The organism is Collinsella aerofaciens (genome assembly GCF_015561195.1).
Lineage (GTDB): Bacteria > Actinomycetota > Coriobacteriia > Coriobacteriales > Coriobacteriaceae > Collinsella > Collinsella aerofaciens_AC.
Window position 1 is genome coordinate 30280 of record NZ_JADMSU010000009.1, and the last position, 25123, is coordinate 55402.

Annotated in this window: 26 protein-coding genes; 23 read left to right on the forward strand and 3 right to left on the reverse strand. The window is 61.5% G+C overall.

The annotated features are described in order from the left end of the window. The first annotated feature begins 303 nt into the window (after positions 1–303). Both I2H81_RS08540 and I2H81_RS08545 read left to right on the forward strand, forming a co-directional pair. Positions 304–1128: a PfkB family carbohydrate kinase gene (locus I2H81_RS08540; RefSeq protein ID WP_195645262.1), complete on the forward strand. Its 825-nt coding sequence runs from the start codon at positions 304–306 to the stop codon at positions 1126–1128. Next, positions 1121–1450, forward strand: coding sequence for a TIGR04076 family protein (locus tag I2H81_RS08545; protein ID WP_199412187.1), 330 nt, complete (start codon positions 1121–1123; stop codon positions 1448–1450). Before I2H81_RS08540 ends, I2H81_RS08545 begins: the two co-directional genes overlap by 8 nt. 161 nt (positions 1451–1611) lie before the next feature. Here I2H81_RS08545 and I2H81_RS08550 read toward each other — a convergent pair whose 3' ends face one another. Both I2H81_RS08550 and I2H81_RS08555 read right to left on the reverse strand, forming a co-directional pair. Beyond that, positions 1612–2058: a low molecular weight protein-tyrosine-phosphatase gene (locus tag I2H81_RS08550; RefSeq protein ID WP_195645263.1), complete on the reverse strand. Its 447-nt coding sequence runs from the start codon at positions 2056–2058 to the stop codon at positions 1612–1614. Between the two features lie 51 nt (positions 2059–2109). Next, the gene (locus I2H81_RS08555; RefSeq protein ID WP_271817511.1) at positions 2110–3354 is read right to left on the reverse strand and encodes an MFS transporter; all 1245 of its coding nucleotides are present in this window, start codon (positions 3352–3354) and stop codon (positions 2110–2112) included. A gap of 158 nt (positions 3355–3512) precedes the next feature. On the opposite strand from I2H81_RS08555, the gene I2H81_RS08560 reads away from it, so the two are divergent. From I2H81_RS08560 to prfA, 12 genes are all read left to right on the forward strand, one after another. Next, positions 3513–4454: an isopentenyl-diphosphate Delta-isomerase gene (locus I2H81_RS08560; RefSeq protein WP_195645264.1), complete on the forward strand. Its 942-nt coding sequence runs from the start codon at positions 3513–3515 to the stop codon at positions 4452–4454. A gap of 243 nt (positions 4455–4697) precedes the next feature. Continuing rightward, on the forward strand, positions 4698–6155 hold the full coding sequence (locus I2H81_RS08565) for an SLC13 family permease (RefSeq protein ID WP_229108145.1): 1458 nt from the start codon (positions 4698–4700) through the stop codon (positions 6153–6155). 143 nt (positions 6156–6298) lie between these two features. Continuing rightward, positions 6299–7789, forward strand: a complete 1491-nt coding sequence (locus I2H81_RS08570) for a UbiD family decarboxylase (RefSeq protein ID WP_195645265.1) — start codon at positions 6299–6301, stop codon at positions 7787–7789. A gap of 199 nt (positions 7790–7988) precedes the next feature. After that, positions 7989–8567, forward strand: a complete 579-nt coding sequence (locus I2H81_RS08575; protein WP_195645266.1) for a UbiX family flavin prenyltransferase — start codon at positions 7989–7991, stop codon at positions 8565–8567. A 77-nt stretch (positions 8568–8644) separates the two neighbouring features. Then, positions 8645–9529 carry a MerR family transcriptional regulator gene (locus tag I2H81_RS08580; protein WP_271817509.1) on the forward strand — a complete coding sequence of 295 codons (885 nt, stop codon included), beginning with the start codon at positions 8645–8647 and terminating at the stop codon, positions 9527–9529. A 196-nt stretch (positions 9530–9725) separates the two neighbouring features. Continuing rightward, positions 9726–10595 (forward strand): hypothetical protein, encoded by an 870-nt coding sequence (locus tag I2H81_RS08585; RefSeq protein ID WP_195645267.1) that lies wholly within the window; start codon positions 9726–9728, stop codon positions 10593–10595. Positions 10596–10674: 79 nt separating this feature from the next. Continuing rightward, positions 10675–11568, forward strand: coding sequence for an aldose 1-epimerase family protein (locus tag I2H81_RS08590; protein ID WP_195645268.1), 894 nt, complete (start codon positions 10675–10677; stop codon positions 11566–11568). Positions 11569–11896: 328 nt separating this feature from the next. After that, positions 11897–12823: a transporter substrate-binding domain-containing protein gene (locus tag I2H81_RS08595; RefSeq protein ID WP_195645269.1), complete on the forward strand. Its 927-nt coding sequence runs from the start codon at positions 11897–11899 to the stop codon at positions 12821–12823. A 9-nt stretch (positions 12824–12832) separates the two neighbouring features. After that, the gene (locus I2H81_RS08600) at positions 12833–13981 is read left to right on the forward strand and encodes an amino acid ABC transporter permease (protein ID WP_195645270.1); all 1149 of its coding nucleotides are present in this window, start codon (positions 12833–12835) and stop codon (positions 13979–13981) included. Between the two features lie 22 nt (positions 13982–14003). Beyond that, complete coding sequence (locus I2H81_RS08605) at positions 14004–14789, forward strand: amino acid ABC transporter ATP-binding protein (protein WP_195645271.1); 786 nt, start codon at positions 14004–14006, stop codon at positions 14787–14789. 72 nt (positions 14790–14861) lie between these two features. After that, on the forward strand, positions 14862–16277 hold the full coding sequence (locus tag I2H81_RS08610) for a M20/M25/M40 family metallo-hydrolase (protein ID WP_195645272.1): 1416 nt from the start codon (positions 14862–14864) through the stop codon (positions 16275–16277). A 291-nt stretch (positions 16278–16568) separates the two neighbouring features. Next, positions 16569–17636 (forward strand): peptide chain release factor 1, encoded by a 1068-nt coding sequence (prfA, locus tag I2H81_RS08615; protein WP_195645273.1) that lies wholly within the window; start codon positions 16569–16571, stop codon positions 17634–17636. Between the two features lie 226 nt (positions 17637–17862). Here prfA and I2H81_RS08620 read toward each other — a convergent pair whose 3' ends face one another. Further along, on the reverse strand, positions 17863–18189 hold the full coding sequence (locus I2H81_RS08620) for a hypothetical protein (protein WP_195645274.1): 327 nt from the start codon (positions 18187–18189) through the stop codon (positions 17863–17865). A gap of 36 nt (positions 18190–18225) precedes the next feature. On the opposite strand from I2H81_RS08620, the gene I2H81_RS08625 reads away from it, so the two are divergent. The 9 genes from I2H81_RS08625 (at position 18226) to I2H81_RS08665 (ending at position 25119) form a co-directional block, all read left to right on the forward strand. Beyond that, positions 18226–19485, forward strand: a complete 1260-nt coding sequence (locus I2H81_RS08625) for a N5-glutamine methyltransferase family protein (RefSeq protein ID WP_195645275.1) — start codon at positions 18226–18228, stop codon at positions 19483–19485. 68 nt (positions 19486–19553) lie between these two features. Beyond that, positions 19554–19739, forward strand: coding sequence for a type II toxin-antitoxin system HicA family toxin (locus tag I2H81_RS10625; protein ID WP_089573106.1), 186 nt, complete (start codon positions 19554–19556; stop codon positions 19737–19739). Continuing rightward, entirely contained in the window at positions 19706–20197 is a 492-nt protein-coding gene (locus I2H81_RS08635; protein WP_128620077.1) for a type II toxin-antitoxin system HicB family antitoxin, read from the forward strand. Before I2H81_RS10625 ends, I2H81_RS08635 begins: the two co-directional genes overlap by 34 nt. Before the next feature lie 134 nt (positions 20198–20331). Further along, the gene (locus I2H81_RS08640; RefSeq protein ID WP_195645276.1) at positions 20332–21075 is read left to right on the forward strand and encodes an L-threonylcarbamoyladenylate synthase; all 744 of its coding nucleotides are present in this window, start codon (positions 20332–20334) and stop codon (positions 21073–21075) included. Between the two features lie 13 nt (positions 21076–21088). Beyond that, complete coding sequence (glpK, locus tag I2H81_RS08645) at positions 21089–22630, forward strand: glycerol kinase GlpK (RefSeq protein ID WP_195645277.1); 1542 nt, start codon at positions 21089–21091, stop codon at positions 22628–22630. A 123-nt stretch (positions 22631–22753) separates the two neighbouring features. Continuing rightward, positions 22754–23401: a uracil phosphoribosyltransferase gene (upp, locus tag I2H81_RS08650; protein ID WP_195645278.1), complete on the forward strand. Its 648-nt coding sequence runs from the start codon at positions 22754–22756 to the stop codon at positions 23399–23401. 280 nt (positions 23402–23681) lie between these two features. Continuing rightward, positions 23682–23993, forward strand: coding sequence for a hypothetical protein (locus I2H81_RS08655; RefSeq protein WP_195645279.1), 312 nt, complete (start codon positions 23682–23684; stop codon positions 23991–23993). 3 nt (positions 23994–23996) lie between these two features. Then, positions 23997–24800 carry a F0F1 ATP synthase subunit A gene (gene atpB, locus I2H81_RS08660; protein WP_022094263.1) on the forward strand — a complete coding sequence of 268 codons (804 nt, stop codon included), beginning with the start codon at positions 23997–23999 and terminating at the stop codon, positions 24798–24800. Positions 24801–24924: 124 nt separating this feature from the next. Next, entirely contained in the window at positions 24925–25119 is a 195-nt protein-coding gene (locus I2H81_RS08665) for an ATP synthase subunit c family protein (RefSeq protein ID WP_022094262.1), read from the forward strand. The last annotated feature ends 4 nt before the right edge of the window (positions 25120–25123 follow it).

Below are 25123 nucleotides of genomic sequence, written 5' to 3' on the forward strand. Positions count from 1 at the left end.
GCGTTCCTAAGCGGCAATCTGGCGTTCAATCGTCGGGCATGGCCACAAGGCCTATGCCCTCCTCTTTCACGCCACCTTGCTCGCTTAGGAACGTTTTCGCTGTCCGTCCTCAACATGTGATTCCGCCACGGTCCGCTTCGGTGCATGTGATCCCTTGGGGACGGAGGAAAAGGGATCATTTTCCGAAACCTTTCCGCAACAATTTGCCCTTCGTGCCGCTCGACTCCGCTCGCAACGTCCCCTGCGCTACACTTAGTTGCACTGTGGCGCCGTTGCGCCGCGCCCGACCCAAGGGGGACTTTCATGAAGAATACTCAGCTGCTGCTGATTAACGATATGTGCGGCTACGGCAAGGTCGCGCTTTCTGCCATGCTGCCGGTGCTGTCGCACATGGGCTATCGCATCCACAACCTGCCGACGGCGCTCGTTTCCGACACGCTCAACTACCCCAAGTTCTACATCCACGACACCACCGAGTACGTGCGTCAGAGTCTTGCCATCTGGGAAGAGCTCGGCTTTGAGTTCGACGCCATCTCGACCGGCTTTATCGTGACCGAGGAAGAGACGCGCATCATCTCGGACTTTTGCCACCGCCGCGCGCAAAAGGGCACCAAGGTGTTCGTCGATCCCATCATGGGCGACAACGGCAAGCTCTATGCCGGTGTGCCCGAGTCCACGATTGGCCTTATGCGGCACCTGCTGGAGTGCGCAGACTACGCGGTGCCCAACTACACCGAGGCCTGTCTGCTCGCCGATACGCCTATTGCAGAGCAGATCACGCCCGATGAGGCCCGCGCCCTTGTGGACGCCGTGCGCGAGCTGGGTGCCAAGTCGGTGGTCATTACGAGCGCCGTGGTAAATGGCACGAACGCGGTTATCGGTTACGACCATGTGGCGGGGGAGTACTTCACGATTCCCTTTGAGCTCATTCCGGTCTATTTCCCGGGTACGGGCGATACGTTCTCGGCGGTGCTCATGGGCCGCGTTATGGCAGGTTGGAGTCTGCAGCGCGCGACGTCCGATGCCATGCGTGTGGTGGCTGAGCTTATCGAGCGCAATGCCAACCAAGAGGACAAGTCGGCCGGCCTTCCCATCGAGGCCTGCCTGGATGTGATTGACCATGAGTAACGCTGGCGAGGGCGGCGTCAAGCCTGCGGGCGAGAACAGGCCACTCGGCGCGCCGCGTGGCAAGCGGCCGCGTATCCGCGTGAGCTGCGTGGACCAGCTGGGGACGTGCCGCTGCCACCATGGTCACAAGCCGGGCGACGTCTTTGACTTTGACCGAGACCGCGGCAAGATGTGCGCCATGGCCTGTCACGTGGGCTTTCCCTATATCGATATCCTGCGCTATGGCGGAACCGTGCCTGGCAACGAGCCTGGCACGGCAAAGTTCTGCTGCCCCGAGATTGATACGCTGAACGTCTGGCTTGCCGAGATCGTCGACGAGTAGTTGAACGTGGATTTTCTCCCACCGAGAAAATGAGCGTGGATTTTCTCCCGTTTAGAGCGCACTTGAACGCTCAAAGTGGGAGGAAATCCACGCTCAATTTGTATGCGGGAGATAATCCACGCTCGTTTTATGCCAATGGCGCACCTCGCGCGCCCGCGAACCTACAGCTGCTCGAGCATAGCGGTGCAGCCGGCGAGCACATCGCGGTAGGTGGCGTCGAAGTTGCCGGTGTACCAGGGATCGGCCACGTCGCCGGGGCGCTCGGTCCAATCGAGCAAGCGCGTAATCTTGCCGTCGGGGTCGTCGCCAAAGATGCGACGCAGGCCACGCGCGTTCTCAGCATCCATATAGACAATGTGATCCCAGTCGCCATACTCCGCGCGACGCACCTGGCGCGCACGGTGGGCAACGACAGGAATCCCGACTTCACGCAGCTTGGCAACGGTACCGTGGTGCGGCGGGTTGCCGATCTCCTCAGTTGAGGTCGCTGCAGAATCGATGACAAACTCGCCCGCGTGCCCAGCGCGGCGCACCAGCTCGGTAAACACCGACTCAGCCATCGTCGAGCGGCAGATGTTCCCATGACAGATAAACAGTACGCATTGCATATGCGGTTTCCTTTCGATCGCCATCATCGAGCTCGAGTATCGCATCTGCGCTTACGCCCTTGCCCGCTTGCGCTCCCAGCGAGCCAACTTAATCGTCACCAGCGTGAGCGCCCAAGCCACAAGCGAGAACGCGGCACCAACCGCGCCAACGTAGGCAATGCCAACGCTGCTCACCACGGCGCCGCCTACTGCGGTGCCAAACGAAATGCCGACGTTAAACGCCATGGGTTCTACCGAGCTCGCGAGTACCATCGATTTGGGATGGCGGCTGCGCGCCACGTCCATAAAGTGCGTGATGCATGACACCGAGAACAGGTACATGAGCAGCGCTAGGCTAAAGACAAAGACCAGCGCGAGCGGCATGGTGTCGCCCACGGCAAACAGCCCGAGTAACGCCGCAGCTTGCAGCACAAACGTCACAAGCAGCGCCTTCATGCCAAAGCGCGCGTCGATCCATCCGCCCAGGATGTTCGAGATCAGGCAGAACACGCCGTAGGCCATAAGCGTGGTGCTCGCCTGAACAGTGCCCATGCCCAGCACCTGCTCAAGATAAGGCGTCACATAGCCGTAGAACACATAGACCGATCCCACGCCAAACAAAAAGATGAGCATGCCGGTGATGATGCTCGGTTCGCGTAGAAGCCCCGCCTGCTCGCGAAAGGTGGCAGGCTCGTCGGTTTGCCCAGCGCGCGGCATAAACGCCACGAGCGCTCCGCAGATCAAAACGGCAAAGGTCAGCGTGCCGTACATGGCCACGTGCCAATCGAGCGTGTCGGCCACGAACTTGCCGATCGAAGTGACAAAGACCATTGCCACGGAAAACGCACCATATACCACTGAGATGGCAAGCGAAGTTTGCTGCGGGGACAGCAGCTCGGGGATGTACGTCACACCCACGGCGAGCAGTGCGCCCGAGACGGAACCTAGGATGATGCGCGAGATAAACAGCACCTGGAAGTTGGGCGCCAGCGCCATGACCAGATTGCCGAGCACAAAGATAATGCTGTAGCACACGAGCAGCTGGTAACGACGGAAGCGCCCCGTGCTGAGTGCAAGCACCGGCGTCGCGATGGCGTAGACCAGTGCAAAAACGCTGATGAGCTGGCCCGCAGTGGCAAGCGATATGCCGAGTTCCGTCGCCAAGTCACTTTCGATGCCGATGACCACGAACTCGGAGCAGCCGAGCGAGAATCCCAGCAGCACGAGCAGCGCCAGGCAGAGCCTGGTGCGCGCGGGGGAGAGCGCGGCGGCGGTTGACTTACTTTTAGGCGTGGTTGCGGCGGTCAAGGTTGTCACTCCAATGTCGCATGAATAAGTGGGATTCAATCCCTGCAACTCTAACAGAATGTGTCAGGTGCCTGCCTCCTTTGTCGCAGGCTGCGCTTGCCTGTATAGTCGCAATACAGGCGAAGATGGTCTCAGATACATTGCGGGCGACAGGAGATCCCATGGGTATGCACACGACAAAGGTTGCAGTGGGCGAGGGCAAGTTTGTGCTCGAGGCCCAGCTGACGGTGACGCCGCGAGGCATGGCGGTGTACGCCTGCTCGCCTGAGTTCGCGCACCTGGGCGCCACGGCGCAGGCCATTCCGCGCCCCGAGCCCGGCCGTACGGCGACGGTGAGCATCCTGGCCGTTCCGTGTCATCGAGACGAGATCCCGGCGCACGATATCGCGGCGGCGCTGGCCACGCGCTTTGGCGTGCCGGTAGTCGTAAGCACGGGTTTTCATGTGGAGAACGCGACCGCGGACGACCTGCAGCGCGTGCTCGACACCACCAAGGAGCTCATCGCCGCGCTCGAGGAAGCCGCCGCCCGCATTCTGCGCGCCGGCTGGGATGAGGGCGGCGCAGGCGCCGAGGTCGTGGCGGTCGATGCCGCGACCGGCGAGGCGCTTGGCCCCGTCGACCGCACCGAGGCCCATGCCGGTGAGGGCATTCTGCATCAGGCATTTCTGACGCTTCTGGTCGAGGGCCAGGGCGAAGACGCGCGCCTGCTGCTCTGTCGCCGCAGTCCGCTCAAACGCCTGTGGGGCGGGGTGCTGGCCGATAGCTGTGCCGGCCATCCGCTCCCCGGGGAGGACGTTGTCGCCGCGACGGCGCGCCGCATCAACGAAGAGCTCGGCATCACGCGCGCACCCGACCAGCTCAAACACCTCGGTCACGTGACCTACCGCGAGGACCACGGCGACGGCCGCTGCGAGTGCGAATGGTGCGAGGTCTACCTTGCCCATGTTGAGCCGGGCGAGCTGCACATCAACCAAGAGGAGATCTCGGAAGTGCGCCCGGTCGCCCCGTCCGAGCTCGACGGCTACCTGCGGGGTCGCCCCGAGCAGCTGGCCCCCTGGCTCCGCGAGGCCCTCAGCGATCCATCCATCCGTACGGATCTCGCTATGTAACAAAGGTACAGTCTCTTTGCCATATCCAAACCGTCACAACATTCGATGAAAATCTCGAAAACGAAGAAAACCGTCGAATGTTGTGACGGTTTTTGTCCAGGGGATCGCTTCTCATCCAAAAAATCTGCTTGACTGTATTGCCGCAACACAGCGCAACGTAAGGGGTGTCCGATAACGGGCGCCCCTTTTTAAGCGGTAACGTGGCCGCGAGTCCGGAGCGCCCCCAACAAGAAAGGTGGGGAGATGGAAGCGGAAAAGAAGGCGTTTAAGATCACCAAGCGCGAAATTGGCTTTGTGCTGGGCATCGTTGTCTTTTTGCTGGTGAAGTTTCTTCCTTTGGCGGAGCTGAGCTCGACGGTCGAGCTCACGGTCGGCGGTCAGACCTGTCTGGCACTGACGCTCGCCACAGTGGTGTTCTGGGCGTGCGGCGTGGCGCAGCCGGGCTTTGTGGGCCTGCTCTACTGCGCGCTGCTCGTTCTGTTCAAGGTGTGCGTGGACGACGCGGGCACCGCGAGCATCTCGGCGACGGTCGCCTCCACGTTTAGCTCGTGGACTAAGGCCACTATGTGGCTCGTCATCGGCGCCTACCTCATCGCCAGCGCGGTCAAGGAGTCGGGCCTGGGCGAGCGTATCGCCTACGCGTTTATGCTCAAGTTCGTGCGCGATGCCAAGTCGCTCATCATCTCGATTTTCGCGCTCACCTTTGTGCTGTCGCTGCTGATCCCGCATCCGTTCCCCCGCGCCTTCCTCATCCTCGCCGTCGTCTCGGTTATCGCCGAGTCCGCCGGCTACGGTGACGACGACCGCGGCAAGCTCGGCTTCCTCGTGTTTGCCGCTGCCGCCCCGGGCTCCATGTTCTTCCTGACGGGCGACTCCACGCTCAACCCGCTCGTTGCGCAGTACAGCGCCGAGGCCGGCGGCATGAGCCCGTCCTTTGTCGACTGGTTCCTGTACATGAGCGTGCCCATGCTGGTCGCGCTGCTGTGCACCCTGTTCTTGGGCCTCTTCCTCTTTAAGCCCAGCAAGGAGCTCGTCTACGATCGCGAACAGATCGTGGCCAAGCAGGCCGCGCTCGGCAAGCTTTCCGTCAAGGAGATCCGCACCATCGTGTGGCTTGTCATCGCCATCGCGCTGTGGCTTACCGTCTCGGGCGATTACATCGGCTGGGTGACGCTTGCCATCGGCGTGTCTCTCGCCATGCCCATCATCGGCGAGGTCCTTACCCCCGCCAGCTGGAACGCTGTCGACATCAAGTCCCTCATGTTCCTGACGGCCGCCATGGCCGTGGGTTCCGTGGGCGGCGCCACCGGCATGAACGCCTGGATCGCCGACGTCGTGCTTCCCAGCTCCGTACCCGAGAACATCTTCCTGTTCGCCCTGCTTGTCGCCGCGCTCTCCATGGTTATCCATATGTTCATGGGCTCGGTCATGGCCGTGCTCGGCGTGTGCGTGCCGGCGTTCATCAGCTTCGCGGCCGGCTCCAGCGTGAGCCCGCTCGCCGTGGCGCTCATCGTCTTCACGTCCATCAACATCCACTACATCCTGCCGTTCCACAACCTGCCGATCCTTATCGGCGAGGGCAAGGACGCCGGCGGCTACACCTCCAAAGAGGCCATGCGCATGGGTATTCCCCTCACCGCGGTCGTCTTTATCGTCGTGCTGGTCGAGGCCGCCTGGTTCCACCTCTTTGGCCTTATGTAAGCGGCCGAGCGCTTGGGCTGTAAGCGGCCGAGTGCTCTAACTGCGAGTGGCCGAGCGCTCTATCTATGAGCGCCGCGGCCCCACTACGTTACCCAGCCCGGCGGCATCCCCGCCGTCGGGCACTCTCCCGAAAGGAGCATGCTATGTCCACTACCGATGCTTCCCAGATTCACGATCTGCGCTCCGCGCTCGACTTTTTGCGCGAGATGCCGGGCCAGCTGCTCGAGACCGACACCCAGGTCGATCCCGATGCCGAGGTCTCGGGCGTCTATCGCCACGTCGGTGCCGGCGGTACCGTTATGCGTCCGACCAAAGAGGGTCCGGCGATGGTCTTCAACAACGTCAAGGGCTTTGACGATGCCAAGGTCTGCATCGGCATGCTTGCCAGCCGCAAGCGCGTTGCCGCCCTGCTCGACCTGGACGAGGAGCACCTGGGCCTCGAGATCGGCAAGCGCTTCGAGAACCTGATCGCGCCTAAGCAGATCGCCGAGGGTGCGCACGTCGACTGTCAGGAGGTCGTGTACAAGGCGACCGACGAGGGCTTTGACCTGCGCAAGATCGTTCCCGCTCCCACCAACACGCCCGTCGACGGCGGCCCCTACATCACCATGGGTCTCGCCTATGGCACGAGCCCCGACGGCTCCCAGTCCGACGTGACCATCCACCGCTTCTCCTGCGTCGACAAGGACAAGCTCGCCATGTGGATCACCCCGGGCAGCCGTCACCTGGGCGCGTTCTTTGACGAGTACTGCCAGCGCGGCGAGGACATGCCCATCTCCATCTCCATCGGCCTGGACCCCGCCGTGTACATGTGCTGCGGTTTCGAGGCGCCCACCACGCCGCTCGGCTTTAACGAGCTGCAGATTGCCGGCGCCCTGCGTGGCCACGCCGTCGAGCTTGCCGACTGCGTCACCGTTCCGCAGAAGTGCATTGCCAATGCCGAGTACGTGCTCGAGGGCTACCTCATGCACGACGAGACCATCAACGAGGACGTCAACGGCCACGGCTACGCCATGCCCGAGTTCCCCGGCTACACCGGCGGCGCCAAGGTCTGCCCGGTGATCAAGATCACCGCCGTCACCACGCGCGTCAATCCCATCATGGAGAGCTGCATCGGCCCTTCGCACGAGCACGTTTCCATGGCCGGCATCCCCACCGAGGCATCCATCTACAAGATGGTCGAGACCGCCATCCCGGGCCGCCTGCTCAACGTCCACGCTGCCCCCTGCGGCGGCGGCAAGTTCGTTGCCATCATGCAGTTTAAGAAGTCGAGCAAAAATGACGAGGGCCGTCAGCGCAACGCCGCCATGCTCGCTTTCTCGGCATTCTCCGAGCTCAAGCACGTCATCCTGGTCGACGAGGACGTCGACATCTTCGATATGAGCGACGTGATGTGGGCCATGACCACACGCTTCCAGGCCGACGTGGACCTCATCACCATCCCCGGCTGCCACTGCCACGTGCTCGACCCGTCCAACGACCCCGCGTTCGATCCTTCGATCCGCGAGCACGGCATCGCCTGCAAGGCCATCTTCGACTGCACGGTCCCGTTCGACCTCAAGAAGAACTTCATTCGCTCGCAGTTCATGGAGATCGACACAGACAAGTGGGCTAGGGAGATTGCGGCGTTTTAACAAACGCCGCACCGGTCGACGCTGCGCCCGCGCCTGGCGGACAATCTGCCCCTCAGCTGCGAAGGCATGGGCATAAGCCCTATGCCTTCTTGTTTCGGGGCACCTTGTCTCGCCAGGCGCGCGCTCGCTGACATTGCCCGACCTATAGCCGCCATTTTGTTGTTGCTGGTAAGCCCTACCAAGTAGTCAAGGAGTTGTCATGCCTGAGTCTTCTGTTCGTCCCCGTCGCATTGTCGTTGGCGTTTCTGGTGCCAGCGGCGCTGCGCTGGGCCTCGAGTGTCTCAAGTGCCTGCGTCAGGCCGGTGCCGAGTCGGCGCTTGTCGTCACGCGTGGGGGAGAGATCACCATCGAGCAGGAGCTCGGCATGACGCTCGACGAGTTTGCCGCGCATGCCGATGTGGTCTACGACAACAAGAACATCGGCGCCGCCATCGCAAGCGGTACCTATCCGATCGACGGCATGATCGTGGCGCCCTGCTCCATGAAGACGCTCGCCGGCATCGCGAGCGGCTACAGCGAAAATCTGTTGCTGCGTGCGGCCGACGTGCAGATGAAAGAGCAGCGCCGCCTGGTGCTCATGGTGCGCGAGACGCCCTTCAGCGCCATTCATGTCGACAACATGGCGCGCCTGGCGCGCGTACCGGGCGTCATGCTCATGCCGCCCATGCTCACGTTTTACAACGGCCCCGCCACGCTCGATGACGCGGTGCATCACATCGCCGCCAAGGCGCTCGAGGCCGTCGGCGTGTCATGCGCAAACTATAAGCGCTGGTCATAGGTGTCTTTAGGGTAGGATACGAGTAGTGTTTGAGCCCGCTGCCCCTGTGGGCGGCGGGCTTTGTGCGCTAAAAGGATGTGTCGGGAGGACTTATGCAGACGGGCATGTATGCGATTAGCGAGATGGCGAGCTTGTTCAACGTTTCGCGTCAAACGCTCATCTATTACGACAAGATCGGCCTGTTTAAGCCCGCCGTGGTGAACGAAAAAGGCTACCGTTTCTATTCGCCCACGCAGATCCCGCTCATGCGTCTGATCTGCATGCTGCGCGACCTGGGGCTCGAGCTCGATGAGGTCGACCGCCTAACCTCGACGTTCGACATTGGCGAGATGACCGATCACCTGCGCTCGCGGGTGCAGGCGCTCGATGAACAGATCGCCGGGCTCAAAGCCGAGCGCGCGAGTGTGCAGGAGCGTCTGAGCTTTTACGACGAGGCGGTTTACTGGCGCGAGCGCGAGGGCAAGCCGGAGCTCAAACAGTTTGAGCGCCGCTACGTGGTCTTTGAGGAGTTTCCGGGCGATATCGAGCGTGGCCGCTCGATGCTGCACCCCACGCTCATGCGGGCCATCCTGCGCATGCGTACGTTGACGGGCACGCGTCCCATGCGCGGCTGGGGCGCCATGCTGCGTCGCGAGGCGCTGCATTCCGACGACCCCATTGCCGGCGCCGGCTCCTTTGCCGTGCTACCGCGCGGTGTCGAGGAGTTGCTGCCGAGCGATCCCGCCGAGCTGGCAGAAATCGGCATCGAAGTACTGCCCGAGGGCACATACCTGTGCATGAGCCGCTGGGGCATGCCGTACGAGCCCGAGGGCATCCGTGCCATCGTGGCATGCATGGACAAGCACGCACTCCAGCCCATCGGCAACGCCTTCGATTTTTGCTACCTCGATACCACCAGCTACGACGAGTCCCACCAAGAGGACTTCTGCTGTATCCAAATCCCCGTTGTCCTCCAGATGTGACAAGGGGGCTGCTCCTTCGTCGCATTCGTGGTGTGGCTGCTGCCCAAACCGTCACAACATTCGGCGGAAATCTCGAAAACGAGGAAAAGCGTCGAATGTTGTGACGGTTTTCGTGCCCGGCGCGGGTGAGCTTCCGTGCCATCTGGGGATATAAGGCTAGCAAGTGTTTATTTGCGAGGCCTAAGGGGCGCCCCGTATGGATATCGATAACTTTGAATGGTGGTATAGCGAGGGTGAGGCTCCGGATGAGGAGTGGGACGAGCCCATGCCGCGTGACATGTCGAGCGACGAGGACGAGACCGGCAACGACGCCGCCGCCGGCTCGGACGCCGCTTCCGACTCCGCCGAACCCCTAACCTTCGAACAAGCCTGGGCCCAAGCCGAGGCAGACGAGGCAAAGGCCGATGCCACGGCCACGCTTGGCGAGCCAGCCGACATGTCCATCTCGCCGGCAAAGACCCCGCAGCCGCGCCACACCATCGACCCCGACAGCACGGCATCTTTCAGCATTCTCGACGTGCCCGCGCAGGGTGCCCAGGCGCCTGCGCCCACGCATCGCCCCGACCTGGCTCGCGAGGAAGACGCGGGCCGCCGCTCTCCGCTCGGCCCCATTCTCATCGCCTTCATGGCCGGCGTTATCGCCTGCTCGGCAATCGGCAGCATCTGGGGTCATGTCGAGCAGCAGCGCCAAGACGCCGCCAAGGTCGAGATGTCCGTCGAGCAATCGCTCAGCCGCACGCGCTCGGTGCATGTATCGGTCGAGGTCAAGGACGGCGCGACATGGGACACCGCCCGCGGCGACAGCCAGATGCTCATCCATATCGTGGGCCGCACACTCAGGGGACAGGCGATTGACGAGTATCAATATGTCAACTCCGCTGGTGACGGCATCGAACTCAAGCCCGGCGACTACGAGCTTACGGTCGACGAGCCGCCCGTCGCCACCGATGGCACGCGCTTCCGCGCCTCAAAGCGCATGGTTCCCGTGAGCTTTAACTCGCAGGCGCCCGATACGGTCGACAGCACGCCGCAGGGCGGGTTTGACCTTTACGCAATCGCTCAATAACTGCGCCTGCCGCTTCTCCTTGCCGCCAAGAGTGGGACAATAGCCCTCGACACTGTTGTTTACTTTTGGAGGAAGTAGCATGTCTACCGTCACCACCATCAAGCGCGGCGGCCTCACCGCGGCCATCGATTCCATGGGTGCCCAGCTCACGAGTCTTGCCCTCAACGGCAACGAGTATCTGTGGCAGGGCGACCCGGCCTTTTGGGGCAAGCACGCGCCCATTCTGTTCCCCATTGTGGGCTCGCTGCGCAACAACACGGCGACGTCTGCGGCTGGCACCTGCGAGATGCCGCGCCACGGCCTCGCGCGCATCGTCGAGCACAAGCTGGTCGAGGTCTCCGAGGACGGCTCGTCCGTCACCTACGAGATCACCGACACGCCCGAGTCGCTCAAGGCGTTCCCGTTCCACTTTAAGCTCAACATGACCTATGCCCTGACTGGTGACGCCACGCTTACCCAGACCTTTGCCGTCACCAACACCGGCGACGTGGACCTGCCGTTCTCGGTGGGCGGCCACCCCGCGTTTAACGTGCCCGTCCCCGGTGCCGAGGACGAGACGTTCGAGGATTACGAGCTGGCATTTACCGAGGCTTGGACCAACGAGGCGCCCATCATCACGCCCGATGGCCTCATGACGTTCGAGGGCAGCTACAAGGCTCCCGATAACTCGGACGTGCTGCCCATCACGCACCGCAGCTTCGATAACGATGCCATCATGTTCACCGATACCCCGGGCTCCACGCTCACGCTGCGCGGTTGCAGGTCGGGCCACGGCGTCAAGATCGACTTTGAGGGCTTTAAGTACATCGGCGTGTGGTCTGCCGCCAACGACGCCCCGTTTGTGGCGCTCGAGCCTTGGACCGGTCACACCACGATGGACACCGAGGAGGACGTCTTCGAGCACAAGGTCAACACCATTACGCTGGCGCCGGGCGCTACCGACACCCGTTCCTTTAGCGTCACCCTGCTCTAGAGGTTCCGCCGTTCTAACGAACGGCGGACCGGTCGACGCTGCGCCCTTAGGTTCCGCCGTTCTGACGAACGGCGGGTCGGTCGACGCTGCGCGCCACCCAGAGCGACAATTTGTCATTCAAAAGGCACGGCATGACCAGAAGGTCTATGCCGTGCCTTTTTCATGCCAACTTGTTCGCTCTGGGCGGCGCTCGCTGGCATTGCCAAAACATCGACGTTCCCAATGACTACCGCGTGTCTATTAATTTTTCGAGCTTGTGCTGCGCTGCTGGTCGCTGGCGTATATCCTGTTAAGTCGTCAGCATACGATTCAACAGGGAAGGCAGATTATGCATTCTCCCCATCAACGCGACGCGCATCCACAGCCGGTATGCAGCCGTCGCATCTTTTTGGGTAGCGCTCTCGCTGCGAGCGCTTCTGTCGTCGCCGGCGCACTTGCCGGCTGCCAGCGTCCCTCCACGCTGGAAGTAGTTCAGCCCACGACGGGCGGCGGTCGCGATGACCTGTCCGATTCCGTTATCGGCAAGGATAAGATCCGCATTGGCATGGAGGCGGCCTACGCCCCGTACAACTGGCAGGTTTCCGAGGCCAGCGAGTTCACGATCCCCATCGACAACGTGCAGGGCGCCTATGCCGATGGTTACGACGTGCAGATCGCCAAGATCGTCTGCAAGGCTCTCGGCGGCGAGCCCGTCGCCGTCAAGCAGAGCTTTTCGGGCCTTATCGATTCGCTCAACAACGGCCAGATTGACCTCATCATCGCCGGCATGAGTGCCACGCCCGAGCGCGAGGAGTCCGTCGGCTTTTCCGACCCGTACTTCATTGGCTACTTTGGCCTGTTCGTAAAAGAGGGCTCGCCTTACCAGAACGCCACCAAGCTCAGCGATTTCAGTGGTGCCACGGTGCTCGGCCAAAAGGACACCATGCTCGATACCGTCATCGACGAGATCCCGGGCGTTGTCCACAAGAACCCGGTCGATTCGGTCCCCACGGTGTTTTCGAACCTGCTGCAGGGCACGTGCGACGCCGTGACCTACAACACCGAGAACGAGAAGGGCTATATGGCCCAAAACCCGGGTATCGTGCCGATTCAATTTGCCGAGGGCGAGGGTTTCAAGCAGGAGGTCACGGCAAACGTCGGCTGCCGCAAGGGCTCGGACAAGCTGCTTAAACTCATCGACAAGACACTCAAGGGCATTAGCCAAGAGGAGCGCGACCAAATGTGGGACGCGTGCCTCGACCGTCAGCCGGCATAGGGAGGCAGCATGAAAACCATCAATCGCCTGGCCTCCTTTATCAAGGCCGACCACCGTTATGTATACCTGGGCACGAGCGTTATCGCGGCGCTCGGCCTGGCGTTTAGCCAACGCAACCCCACGCCGCTGAGCTTCTTGGCGCCTACGGGCGTGTTCCAAGACTGCCTCTGGGCAATCCTTTGGGCCTGGCTCGTTGTGTCGGCGGCGGCGCTGGTCACCAAGCTCATGCACTGGAACGACTATCGCGAAACGTCGCCGTTTGCTTCCGAGCGCTTCCGTCGCGGCGCGCGCCTGGGCAGCTATGTCGTCGTTGCTATTGCGGCGATCTTCTTTATCGACCGCTGCGCCATGTCATTTATCGACCTGGTGCAGGTGAGCATTGTCTCGGACTCCAACCCCAGCGACTTTTTGTCGAGCCTGGTCTACATGACCTACAAGAGCGGCGACTTCTTCATCCGTGGCATCGAGATCACCATCGCACTTGCGACCTTCGGCACCGTCATCGCATTCTTCCTGGCGCTGCTCCTTGTGTTTTTGCGCATTCAGACGTTCGACCGCGTGGATAACGACCTCACACGCTTCTTTAAGAGCATCGGCCGCGGCTTTGCGACCGTCTACTCCACCATCGTGCGCGGCACGCCCATGATGGTCCAGGGCCTGCTCATCTATTACGCGGGCTTCACCGTTTTGCGCGGCATGGGCTTCGAGACTGCCCAGGCCAACCAGATTTGGAGTACCTTCACCGCCGGCCTCGTCACCATCTCGCTCAACTCCACCGCCTACATGATGGAGGTCCTGCGCGGCGGCATCGAGTCCATCGATCCCGGCCAGGCCGAGGCAGCGCGCTCGCTGGGTCTGTCGCAGTGGCAGGCTATGCGCAGGGTCGTGTTCCCTCAGGGTATTAAAAACGCGATTCCGGCGCTCACCAACGAGCTCATCATCAACATCAAGGATTCGTCGGTGCTCTCGGTCATCGGCGTGTTCGACCTCATGTATGCCACCACCACCGTCGCCGGCGTGTACTACCGCCAGATGGAGGTCTACTGCGTGGCGCTCGTGGTCTATCTGATCCTGACGCTCGTGGCGAGCCGCCTGCTCGAGGCCTTTGGCAAAAAGCTCGGCGCCGAGGCTCCTGCCACGCTGCCCAGCTCTAACTAGGCTCAAGACGAGGAGAATCATCATGGCAGATACCGCCACTACCGGCACCGCGGCCGCCGCACAGACCAATGAGCCGCTTATCCGCGTCGAGGGCCTGCGCAAGAGCTTTGGCTCGCTTGAGGTGCTTAAGGGCATCGACCTCGCTGTCAATCCCGGTGAGGTCGTCACCATCATCGGCGCCTCGGGTTCGGGCAAGTCGACCTTCCTGCGCTGCCTCAACCTGCTCGAGACCCCGGACGCGGGCCACATCTGGTTCCACGGCCAGGACCTCACGGCCGAGCGCTGCAACATCAACAAGCTGCGCGAGGACATCGGCATGGTGTTCCAGGGCTTTAACCTGTTCAACAACATGGATGTGCTCGACAACTGTACGCTCGCGCCCGTCACGCTCAAAAAGATGAGCAAGGCCGAGGCCGAAAAGGTCGCGCTGGAGCATCTGACGAGCGTGGGACTCGAGAAGTTCGCGCACGCCGCCGTTGGTCGCCTGTCCGGCGGCCAAAAGCAGCGCGTGGCCATCGCTCGTGCCCTATGTATGAATCCGCGGATCATGCTGTTCGACGAGCCGACCTCCGCGCTCGACCCCGAGATCGTGGGCGAGGTGCTCGAGGTCATGCGCAAGCTCGCCGCCGACGGCATGACCATGGTCGTCGTCACGCACGAGATGGCCTTTGCCCGCACGGTGTCCGACCGCGTGGTCTTTATGGACAAGGGCGTGGTGCTCGAGGACGCCGCGCCGGCCGAGCTCTTCGGCAACCCCAAACACCAGCGCACCCGCGAGTTCCTCTCGCGTTATCTCGAGGACAAATAACCGACCGCAAACGCTTGCGTTGCAGGGCCGCTCCCGTGGGGCGGCCTTTGTCGTCACAATCGAAAGGATGTCATGGCCGAGGTTTGGCGCTTCTTTGCACATGAGGATGATTTTGCCGATATAGATGAGGCCGGCGCGTGCGAGCGCTTGGGCCGCGTGCTGTCGTTTCCGACCATTTCGAGCATGGATGCCGAGGCGGTGGACTGGCAGCCCTTCGACGACCTGCGCGCGTATATGCAGCAGGCCTGGCCGCACGTATTTGCGGCGGGCGAGGTCGAGCTTGTCGGCCATTCGCTGTTGGTGACGCTTGGCGGTTCCGACTCCGCCCTCAAACCCGTCATGCTCATGGGCCACATGGACGTGGTCCCCGTGGTGCCCGGCACCGAGGCCGACTGGACGCACGCTCCCTTTAGCGGACATGTGGACGACACCTACATTTGGGGTCGCGGCGCTATCGACATGAAAGACCAGGTCGCAGGCATTCTCGAGGCGGTCGAGTATGCACTGGCGCATGGCTGGGAGCACAAGCGCACACTGTTGCTCGCCTTTGGCCAGGATGAGGAGACCACGCAGTACGGCGCGGGGGCTATCGGCCGCGTGCTCGAGGAGCGCGGCATTGAGCTTGAGTACCTGATCGACGAGGGCGACTACCGTATCGTTTCGGCTGCCGAGTACGGCGCGGGCGAGGGCTGGCTTATGCATGCCGATCTCGCGGAGAAGGGCTACGCCGATATCGTGTTGAGTACGCGTAGCGAGGGCGGGCATTCGTCCAACCCCTACGGCGGCACGTCGCTCGAGGTGCTCAGCCGTGCCATCGCCGCAATCTGCGATATCGAGTGGCCGACGCGCGTGACCGATCTGCTTGCCGCGCAGCTTGTCGAGCTGGGGCTCTACACGGCGGATGAGATTGCCGCCAACGGGGGCGCCATTGTCCGCGATTGCCTCGCCAGCAAGAAGCTCTATCCGCTCGTGACCACCACCTGTGCACCGACCCAAATCGAGGGCGGTAGCACCGGTGCTAACGTGATGCCGCAGGATATGTGGGCCAACATTAACTTCCGCATACTCGAGGGCACGAGCGTGGCCGACGTTGTGGCGTGCTGTCGTGAGGCGGTTGCCGAGGCGGACCTTGCCGGTCGTGTCGAAGTGGAGCTGGGTCTCGGCAGCTCCGAGCCCTCGCCGTCCCCGCGCATCGGTGGTCCCGGCCTCGAGGCGGTTCGCTCCATCGCCGCCCGCTATTTCCGCGATCCAAAGGGGACGGAGGAAAACGGATCATCCGAGCCGTTGGCGATTGTCCCCTCGACCGTGATCGGCGCGACCGACGCTGCCAACTACCAGCGCATTTGCTCCGAATGCATTCGTTTTTCGGCGTTTGTGGTCGACGATGACGAGTGCGACCGCGGCGTCCACGGCACCAACGAGCGCATCACCCGCCGCGCCTACCTCCAGGGTGTTCGCTTCCTCATCGCCCTGCTCCACACGCTCTAGAATGTGACAAAGCGACGCTCCCTTTGTTAGCCGTTGGGGACGCTCTTAAACGACTACTCGTTAAGGAACGCCCCCAACGGCTACATCCACTCATTCCGTGCGGGTTATATGCAGGTTTGCCTGCGCACGCTATCATGTATGGGTTAGACCGCAACTATGTACCCCGTACGCGAAGGGATGCGCATGTATCTGAAGATCGACATGTTCTAGCTGGACTTACCCCCGCAGTGGCGTCGTGCGCCCCATCAATTCTGCCGATTTTCACCTTCACGCATATAAAGGAGTCCCGTCATGCGCGACAAGCTCGAAAAGATCATCAATGCCTACGAGGAGCTCGAGAAGAAGCTTTCCGACCCGGCCGTCGCCTCCGATATCAAGGAGTTCACGCGTCTCAACAAGGAGTACGCGCACCAGTCCGACCTCATCGCCGCCTCGCGCGAGTACATCGGCGCGCTCGATGACATCGAGGCTGCCAAGGAAATGCTCCACGATACTACCGATGCCGATGAGAAGGAGATGCTCCAGATGGACATCTCCGAAAACGAGGCCAAGCTTCCCCAGCTCGAGGAAGACATTAAGTACATGCTCATCCCGAGCGACCCCAACGACGACAAGAACACCATCGTCGAGATTCGATCCGCCGCCGGTGGCGACGAGGCGGCCATCTTTGCCGGCGATCTGTACAAGATGTACCAGCGCTTCTGTGAGTCGCGCGGCTGGAAGACCACCGTGCTCGACTCCAGCCCCAGCGAGGCCGGCGGCTTTAAGTCTATCGAGTTCAAGGTCGAGGGCGACCGCGTCTACTCCGTCATGAAGTTCGAGTCCGGCGTGCACCGTGTCCAGCGCGTTCCCAAGACCGAGTCCCAGGGTCGCATCCAGACCTCCACGGCTACCGTCGCCGTGCTTCCCGAGGCCGAGGAGATTGACGTCCAGATCAACCAGTCCGATCTGCGCATCGACACTTACTGCGCTTCGGGCCCTGGCGGTCAGTGCGTTAACACCACCTACTCCGCCGTGCGCATCACCCACCTGCCCACCAACACCGTGGTGCAGTCGCAGGAGCAGCGCTCCCAGATCCAGAACCGCGAGGTCTGCATGCAGATGCTGCGCGCTCGTCTGTACGAGATGGAGCTCGAGAAGCAGCAGGCAGAGCTCGGTGCCGAGCGCCAGAGCCAGATCGGCCACGGCAACCGTTCCGAGAAGATTCGTACCTACAACCAGCCCCAGGACCGCGTGACCGATCACCGTATCGGCTTCAACTCCACCTACAACGGCGTCCTTCTGGGCGACCAGCTCGGCACCGTCATCGAGGCACTCGCCGCCGCCGAGCGAGCCGAGAAGCTGGCGCAGGCCGTATAGGTTCCGCCGTTCTACCGAACGGCGGACCGGCCGACGCTGCGCGCCGCCCAGGGCGACAATTTGTCATTCAAAAGGCAAGGCATGACCAGAAGGTCAATGCCTTGCCTTTTTCATGCCAACTTGTTCGCCCTGGACGTCGCTCGCTGGCATTGCCAAAACATCGGCGTTTCCTTGGTTGTCAAATGACCCGTAGGGAATCGTTGGGGACATTGCTTTGAGATGTTATTCAATCAGCTGTGATGGCCTTTGAGCTGCTTACCTGCTTAAAGCAAGTAACGGCATACATCTGCAATTGAAAATATTGCTCGAAAAATCCTCCAAGAAGTCGCGGGGCTTTTTTTGGCGCGTCGCGCGTCAAGCGATGTGGTAAGTATTTGGTTAGATATTGGTCAGTTTTGGGGCAACCTTGCCAAAAGCTTGACGAATGCAAATCTAGACGTTGACGAATGAGCACTTTGAACGAGCTCGGTGCAAAATTCTGGGCTGATTCTCGATAATCGCCTTCAATCGTCCCTTGTCGTGCGTCGCCCTCGCGTACAATCTGCTCCGACATTCGCGCGCCGCCCGGCGCATAAGAGGGGAGGACCCCATGGCAAACGAGATTTGGACCATCAAGCGTTGTCTCGAGTGGACCAAGGAGTACCTGGCCGAGCGCGGCGAGGAGCATCCCCGTCTTTCTGCCGAGTGGCTGCTGTGCGCGGCCACGGGCCTGGCGCGTATCGACTTGTATATGCGCATGGACGAGACGCTTAACGCGGCCCAGCTCGAGACCATGCACGCGGCGGTCGTCCGCCGCGCCAAAGGCGAGCCGCTACAGTACATCACGGGCAGCACGCAGTTCCGCATGATCGACGTCGCGTGCGCCCCTGGCGTACTCATTCCGCGTCCCGAGACCGAGATGCTCGTCGAGGAAGTCCTGAACTATCTGGATACCGAGGTGCTGAGCCCCGAGGCCGCCGCCCGTCAGCGCGTTGAGCTGCCTTGGAACGATGAGGTCGAGCAGGCCCGCAAAGCCGAGGCGGCGCTGGCCGACGAACGCGCGACCGCCGAGCGCCGTGCTGCCAACCTGACGGCCGCCGATGAGGCTGCGCTGGGTAGCGACGTGCTCGGTAGCCGTGCCTATGCCGAGGAGCTGGCCGACCGCGAGGCAGAGGAAGCCGCCGCGCAGGCGGCGGAAGCAGAGGCCATGGAAACCCCCGAGTCCGAGCTCGACGAATACGGCATCGCCATTGAGGGCAACGACCAACAGACGACTCCCGCGCAAGATGCCGCCGAGGCCAACGTATCTGCCCCGGCCGAGCCCCGCACTGCCCGCGTTCTCGAGGTCGGCTGCGGCACGGGCTGTATCTCGCTCTCGATCGCCTGGGAGCGTCGCGGCCACGTCACCTGCACTGCTACCGATATCGAGCCGCGCGCCATCGACCTTGCTACCAAAAACCGCGATGCGCTTGGCCTCACGTCCGACGAGGTCGCCTTCAGCCTCACGAACCTGGTGAGCTCCATCCCCCGCGAGGAGTGGGGCACCTTCGACGTGCTCGTCTCCAACCCGCCCTACATCCCCACCGATGTCATGCGCTCGCTGCCGCACGAGGTCAAGGACTTTGAGCCCGATCTGGCGCTCGAGGGTGGCGCCGACGGCCTCGATATCTTCCGCCGCCTGCTCAACGCGGCGCCCTACATGTTGCGCGCCGGCGGCCTCTTTGCCTGCGAGCTCTACGAGGGCGCGCTCGACGCTGCGGCCGAGCTCTGCCGCCAAGCGGGTCTGTCGGACGTGCGCATCGTCCACGACCTCACCGATCGCCCCCGCATCGTCCGAGCTATCATCACCGAGCCCAAACAGCGCCAGTAATATTTATTAACTGGTTAGCAAAAATTATAAAGTAGTTTATAATTAGGACGGCTGAAAGAGGTCGGCCCATGCAACCTCCTACCTTTCGGGAAATCATTGCCCTACTCAAGCACGATGGATTCGTGAAGGTCGCGCAAGTCGGTAGTCATGCTAAGTATGTTTCTGGTGACCGTGTTGTCACCGTGAACGGCTCTGGTGGCGATCGACCAAAGAAGGGCACGTGGGCAAGTATTCGTCGCCAAGCTGGATGGTAGTTGGAGGCAAAATGAGGCAGCGATTTACCTATGACTGCGTTCTCATAAAAGAAGACGACGGTTACTGCGCCAGCTTCCCGCAGATTCCCGGCGCCTTTGCCGATGGCGATACGCGCGAAGAAGCGATTGCCCATGCCACCGAGGCACTGATGGCGTTTTTGGCCGACGACCTCAACAACGGTTTGACTCCGGCAGGGTACGAACGCTCGGCCGAGGTCGTGGCCCTTTCAGTCGAAATCGACCACGAGGACGCTCGGGAAGCGGCGTGCCGAACATTTAAAGACGCAGCGCTGGACCTCAAAGTCTCCGCTCCGCGGATTACCGCGCTGGTCAAAGCCGGCAAACTCGATGTTGAACTCGTCGACGGCCGTCGGATGATAACGATAGACAGTATCGAGCGTTACGCCGCCCAAGAACGTCACGCCGGAAGACCAAAGAAGTTCGTAGCCGTCCAATAACCCCCTCACTTTCACCGACTACTAGAGCCGCTCACCAAACCAACATGCGCTCTGGGCAAATAGATTGAACATTTCGTGCGAGAATGCCCCACAGTAAACAAACTTGCACCAGGGCGTAAGGGGCTGGCATACACATGCAGACGGTCTATCGGGTATACGAGGGAGCGCGCGAGCCGCATCGGCTTGCCGTCGAGCGTACGGCCGAGGTGCTCGGCTGTGGCGGTCTGGCCCTGATCCCGACCGAGACCGTCTATGGTGTCGCTGTGGCAGTTAACGCCTTTTCGGACGCCGTGCCTCAAGATACAAGCGAATTCCCATCGTGGCCGCGAGATCCGCAGGCCACCGTCAACGGCGCCGCGGTCCCCGCACTCGGTACCGGCTATCGTCGTATCTTTACCCTCAAGCAGCGCGAGCTCACCCAAACGGTTGCCTGGCTGGTCGATGATGCCGAGGCGCTCGACCGCTATGGCGTGAATATCCCTAACGAGGCCCGCGAACTCGCGCGACGATGCTGGCCGGGAGCCCTGACTATCGTGATTAAGGCAGCCCCCTGCGTGCCGACCTTTATGCGCGCCGCCGATGACACGGTGGCTCTTCGCGCGTCGGCCTCGCCTGTGGTGCAGGCGATCATCCGCGCCTGCGGCAGTCCACTTGCCTGCACGAGCGCCAACACGCACGGCGCGCCCTCGCCGGCAAGCTTTGCCGCCGTCGAGGGTCGCATCCTGGAGGGGGTCGATGTTGCCGTCGACGCCGGTGAGACCCCGTGTCGCGACGCCTCGACCATCGTGTCGTTTCAGCACGGCGGGCTCCAGATCCTGCGCCAAGGCGCACTTCCCGCATCAGAAATCGAACGGGTCCTGTCCGACCCGATGCAATAGAAAGGTATAAGCGATGTCGTTGAATCTGGGTAGCCTGGGCATGGAAGATGCCTCGTTTAACTTTGGCGGTTCCTACATCATGGCACTCGACTGCGGCACCACCTCGGTACTTGCGACCATCGTCGACGAGTACGGATGCATCGTCGCGCAGGCACGTCGCAGCGTCAAAACCAGCTTCCCGCGTCCCGGTTGGGTAGAGCAAGACCCCATGGCGGTGCTTGCCAGCCAGATCGCCGTCATGATGGAAGTCCAGTTTAAGAGCGGTATCCACTCCGACCGCATTGCCGCCATCGGCATCTCCAACCAGCGCGAGACCACGGTGGTGTGGGACCGCGTGAGCGGCCAGCCTATCTACAACGCCATCGTGTGGCAGTGTCGACGCACCGCCTCGACAATCGACAAGCTGGTCGAGCAGGGTTGCGAGGAGCTGGTGCGCTCCCGTACCGGCCTTACGCTCGACCCGTATTTTTCGGCATCCAAGGTGCAGTGGATCCTCGACAACGTCGACGGTGCGCGCGAGAGCGCGGCGGCGGGCGACCTTATGTTTGGCACCATCGATACCTGGCTCATTTATAACCTCACCGGCGGTCAGGTCTTCGCCACCGACTACACCAATGCCAGCCGCACGGCACTCTTTAATATCCATACGCTCGATTGGGACGACGACCTGCTGGCGCTCTTTGACGTTCCACGTTCCATGATGCCCGAGGTTCGCTGGAGCTCGGGCGACTACGGCCGCGTCGCGAGCGACATCATGACCAACATGCCGCCCATCATGGGCGTGGCGGGCGACCAGCAGGCGTCGCTGTTCGGCCACTGCTGTTTCCGTCCCGGCCAGACCAAAAACACCTATGGCACGGGTTGCTTTATGCTCATGAACACCGGCGACGAGATCGTCGAATCCAAGAACGGCCTGGTCTCCACCATCGGTATCGCTGCGAACGGGAAGATCGGCTATGCACTCGAGGGCTCCATCTTTGCTGCTGGCTCCACCATGAACTGGCTTCGTAACAACATGGGCATCATCTCGAGCGTGAGCGAGTCGGCACAACTCGCCGCTTCGATTAACGACAACGAGGGCTGCTACTTCGTTCCCGCCTTTGCGGGTTTGGGCGCTCCCTGGTGGGACCCGCATGCCCGCGGTATCGTGTGCGGTCTGACCGGCGCCTCGAGCCGTGCGACCATCGTGCGCGCCGCCTGCGAATCCATGGCATATCAGAGCTACGACGTGCTGCGCGCCATGGAGCAGGACGTGGGGCTTTCGATCGAGCGCCTGTCCGTCGATGGCGGCGCCTCGCGCAACGAGTTCATCATGCAATTTCAGGCCGACCTGCTGGATATCCCCGTGCTGCAATGCGAGACGGTGGAGACCACGGCAATCGGTGCCGCGTACTTGGCGGGTCTTGCCGTCGGCTATTGGGAAGACCTGGAAGAGCTGGAGCAAAATGCCCAGATCGTTAGGACCTTCCTTCCCCACATGTCCGCCGAGCGCCGCGAGCAAAACCTTGCGGGCTGGCGTGATGCAGTCAAGCGCTCGCTCAGTACCGCACAGTAGGGCCGCGGTGGGCTGCTCGATACAACAAACCGCTAAACTAATGCATGGCGTGCGGTGGCGACATTGCTGCGCGCCTTGTCAGCAAGGCCGTTTTGCGGCCGCAACGAAAGGGGCAATCAACCCATGACCGTCACCTACGATGCGTCCCGTGTGACGCTTGTCGATCATCCGCTCGTTCAGCACAAGCTGTCGATCCTGCGCGATAAAAACACCGGCACCAACCAGTTCCGCCAGCTCGTGCGCGAACTCGCGCTTTTTGACGGCTACGAGGTCATGCGCGACCTGCCCATGGAAGACGTCGAGGTCGAGACCCCCATCACTACCGCCACGTTTAAGCAGCTTGCCGGCAAAAAGCTCGCCATCGTTCCCATCCTGCGTGCGGGCCTTGGCATGGTCGACGGCATCCTCGACCTGGTACCCTCTGCCCGCGTGGGCCACATCGGCATGGAACGCGACGAGGTCACACACGAGCCGCATGAGTATTACTGCAAGATGCCCAAGGATATCGACCAGCGTATCTGCCTGGTCGTCGACCCCATGCTCGCCACGGGCGGTTCGGCCGAGATGGCCATCAGCTACCTGCGCGAGCGCGGTGTCAAGGACATCCGCATGCTGTGCATCGTCGCGGCCCCCGAGGGTCTCAAGTCGCTGACCGAGAAGGACCCAGATGTGCATATCTATACCTGCGCCATCGACGACCATCTCAACGAGGCCGCCTACATCGTCCCTGGCCTGGGCGACGCCGGCGACCGCATCTACGGCACGCTCTAGTCGTCGGGCTAAGACGGCCGCGGCTGCAAATACGAAGAAACGGTGCGCGCGGACGAACAAAAGGTGACCGCGCGCACTCCCGTTAACGGACGTTTTGCCCTGCAGGGTTCGAGAAAAACGTATTACCTACCTGCGGCATAAAGAAGGTCTTAAGAAAACGAACAGGTGCGTATTAACCGATGCTTTTTCGGTTGTACTTTAACGATTGGCTCGTACAATAGTCACCAATGTTTGGCGGGAACTGTTCTGTGAGGCGTTAAAAAGGAAAGTGAGGACGCCAGTGTTTCAGATAGCCGATCTGCTCGCTATCGTTGCAGGCGCCATCGCGGGCGCAATTGCCTTCCTTCCCTTTGTCTATACGCTCAAGCCGGTTCTTGACGATAGGCAGAATGCGGACATGCTCAAGGGTATGGTGAGTCTGGCGGTCTCGGCAATCGCCCTGCTCGTCTTTACCTTGGTTGTGTTTGCGTTGTTCGGAGAGGCATTTCGCATGTTCCTCCTGGGCGAGGCGATCGGCTTCGTGGCCTTTATGGCTGCCTGCACGGTTCGTGTCGTCAAGGCGCTGCGAGATCCTCATGAGGTCGAAAGGTAAGTCGTGGAAATTTTTGAAAAGCTGCCTGATGAGATTAATCATCTGGTCAGCGAGTTCAGCTCCACCCCTGTCGTGGGCGATCTGAGCTGCGGCATCACGCAGTACTCGTTTTGGCTGATCGTCTCCACGATCGTGCTCCTGATCGTCCTGGCCGTGTTCAAGAAGAAGCAGACCCTGGTCCCCAAGGGCTTCTTCGTCAACGGTTTCGAGTACATCATCGAGTACGTCGAGAACGATATCGGCAAGGGCGTCGTGGGTGAGAACTGGAAGAAGCACTTCCCGTTCCTGTGCTCGCTTTTCCTGTTCATCCTGATCAATAACATGATCGGCCTGATTCCGGGAATGAAGCCCGGCACCGGCGCAATCGGCTCCACCGCCGCGCTCGCCATCTTCGCCTTCGTGTACTTCATCTACTACGGATGCAAGGCTCACGGCGTGATCGGCTACATCAAGAGCCTCGCCCCGCAGGGCGTGAGCTTCCCGATGAACGTGCTTGTGTGGGTCGTCGAGCTTTTCTCGACCTTCCTGCGTCTCATCACGCTCGCCGTCCGTCTGTTCTGCAACATGTTCGCAGGACACGTGGTCATGGGCTCGTTCGCCATCATGGCGAGCATGTTCATGCAGCCGCTGCTTCAGCAGGTTTCCGCGGCCCACGCCGTCGGCGCCCTGCCTTCGCTGGCTTGGCTTGCCATCCTCATCCTGATCTATGCGATCGAGCTTGTGGTCGGCGCCATCCAGGCTTACGTCTTCACGGTCCTTACCGCCGTGTATGTCTCCGAGGCAGAGGAGGTCGCGGAGGAGGAGTAGCCTTCCGTTCGCGTCTTAAAGGTAAGGCAATTCGTTAAACCGCCGGTGCCCGTACCCATGGAGCCCGGCAGTTATAAAAAGGTTATCCTGCGTGAAATAAGACACGCACGACAAAGGAGGAATCGTGGGAGTTATCGGTTACGGTCTCGGTGTTATCGGCGCTGGTCTTGCTATCGGCCTGTCTGCTCTGGGTGCTACGGGTGCTATGGCCCGTCAGCCTGAGGTCCAGGGCCGCGTGTTCACCGTCTTCATCATGGGCTCCGCCTTCGGCGAGGCTCTGGCTCTGATCGGCTTCGTTGTCGCGCTGATCGTTAAATAGCACG

Excerpts from the sequence above, each read along its gene's own strand:
- I2H81_RS08570 (WP_195645265.1), top strand. The coding sequence starts at position 6,299 with ATGTCCACTACCGATGCTTCCCAGATTCACGATCTGCGCTCCGCGCTC.
- I2H81_RS08590 (WP_195645268.1), top strand. The coding sequence starts at position 10,675 with ATGTCTACCGTCACCACCATCAAGCGCGGCGGCCTCACCGCGGCCATC.
- I2H81_RS08605 (WP_195645271.1), top strand. The coding sequence starts at position 14,004 with ATGGCAGATACCGCCACTACCGGCACCGCGGCCGCCGCACAGACCAAT.
- I2H81_RS08585 (WP_195645267.1), top strand. The coding sequence starts at position 9,726 with ATGGATATCGATAACTTTGAATGGTGGTATAGCGAGGGTGAGGCTCCG.
- I2H81_RS08595 (WP_195645269.1), top strand. The coding sequence starts at position 11,897 with ATGCATTCTCCCCATCAACGCGACGCGCATCCACAGCCGGTATGCAGC.
- I2H81_RS08575 (WP_195645266.1), top strand. The coding sequence starts at position 7,989 with ATGCCTGAGTCTTCTGTTCGTCCCCGTCGCATTGTCGTTGGCGTTTCT.
- I2H81_RS08565 (WP_229108145.1), top strand. The coding sequence starts at position 4,698 with ATGGAAGCGGAAAAGAAGGCGTTTAAGATCACCAAGCGCGAAATTGGC.
- I2H81_RS08620 (WP_195645274.1), bottom strand. The coding sequence starts at position 18,189 with ATGTCGGAGCAGATTGTACGCGAGGGCGACGCACGACAAGGGACGATT.
- I2H81_RS08640 (WP_195645276.1), top strand. The coding sequence starts at position 20,332 with ATGCAGACGGTCTATCGGGTATACGAGGGAGCGCGCGAGCCGCATCGG.
- I2H81_RS08600 (WP_195645270.1), top strand. The coding sequence starts at position 12,833 with ATGAAAACCATCAATCGCCTGGCCTCCTTTATCAAGGCCGACCACCGT.
- I2H81_RS10625 (WP_089573106.1), top strand. The coding sequence starts at position 19,554 with ATGCAACCTCCTACCTTTCGGGAAATCATTGCCCTACTCAAGCACGAT.
- prfA (WP_195645273.1), top strand. The coding sequence starts at position 16,569 with ATGCGCGACAAGCTCGAAAAGATCATCAATGCCTACGAGGAGCTCGAG.
- upp (WP_195645278.1), top strand. The coding sequence starts at position 22,754 with ATGACCGTCACCTACGATGCGTCCCGTGTGACGCTTGTCGATCATCCG.
- I2H81_RS08560 (WP_195645264.1), top strand. The coding sequence starts at position 3,513 with ATGCACACGACAAAGGTTGCAGTGGGCGAGGGCAAGTTTGTGCTCGAG.
- I2H81_RS08610 (WP_195645272.1), top strand. The coding sequence starts at position 14,862 with ATGGCCGAGGTTTGGCGCTTCTTTGCACATGAGGATGATTTTGCCGAT.
- glpK (WP_195645277.1), top strand. The coding sequence starts at position 21,089 with ATGTCGTTGAATCTGGGTAGCCTGGGCATGGAAGATGCCTCGTTTAAC.
- I2H81_RS08545 (WP_199412187.1), top strand. The coding sequence starts at position 1,121 with ATGAGTAACGCTGGCGAGGGCGGCGTCAAGCCTGCGGGCGAGAACAGG.
- I2H81_RS08625 (WP_195645275.1), top strand. The coding sequence starts at position 18,226 with ATGGCAAACGAGATTTGGACCATCAAGCGTTGTCTCGAGTGGACCAAG.
- I2H81_RS08540 (WP_195645262.1), top strand. The coding sequence starts at position 304 with ATGAAGAATACTCAGCTGCTGCTGATTAACGATATGTGCGGCTACGGC.
- I2H81_RS08550 (WP_195645263.1), bottom strand. The coding sequence starts at position 2,058 with ATGCAATGCGTACTGTTTATCTGTCATGGGAACATCTGCCGCTCGACG.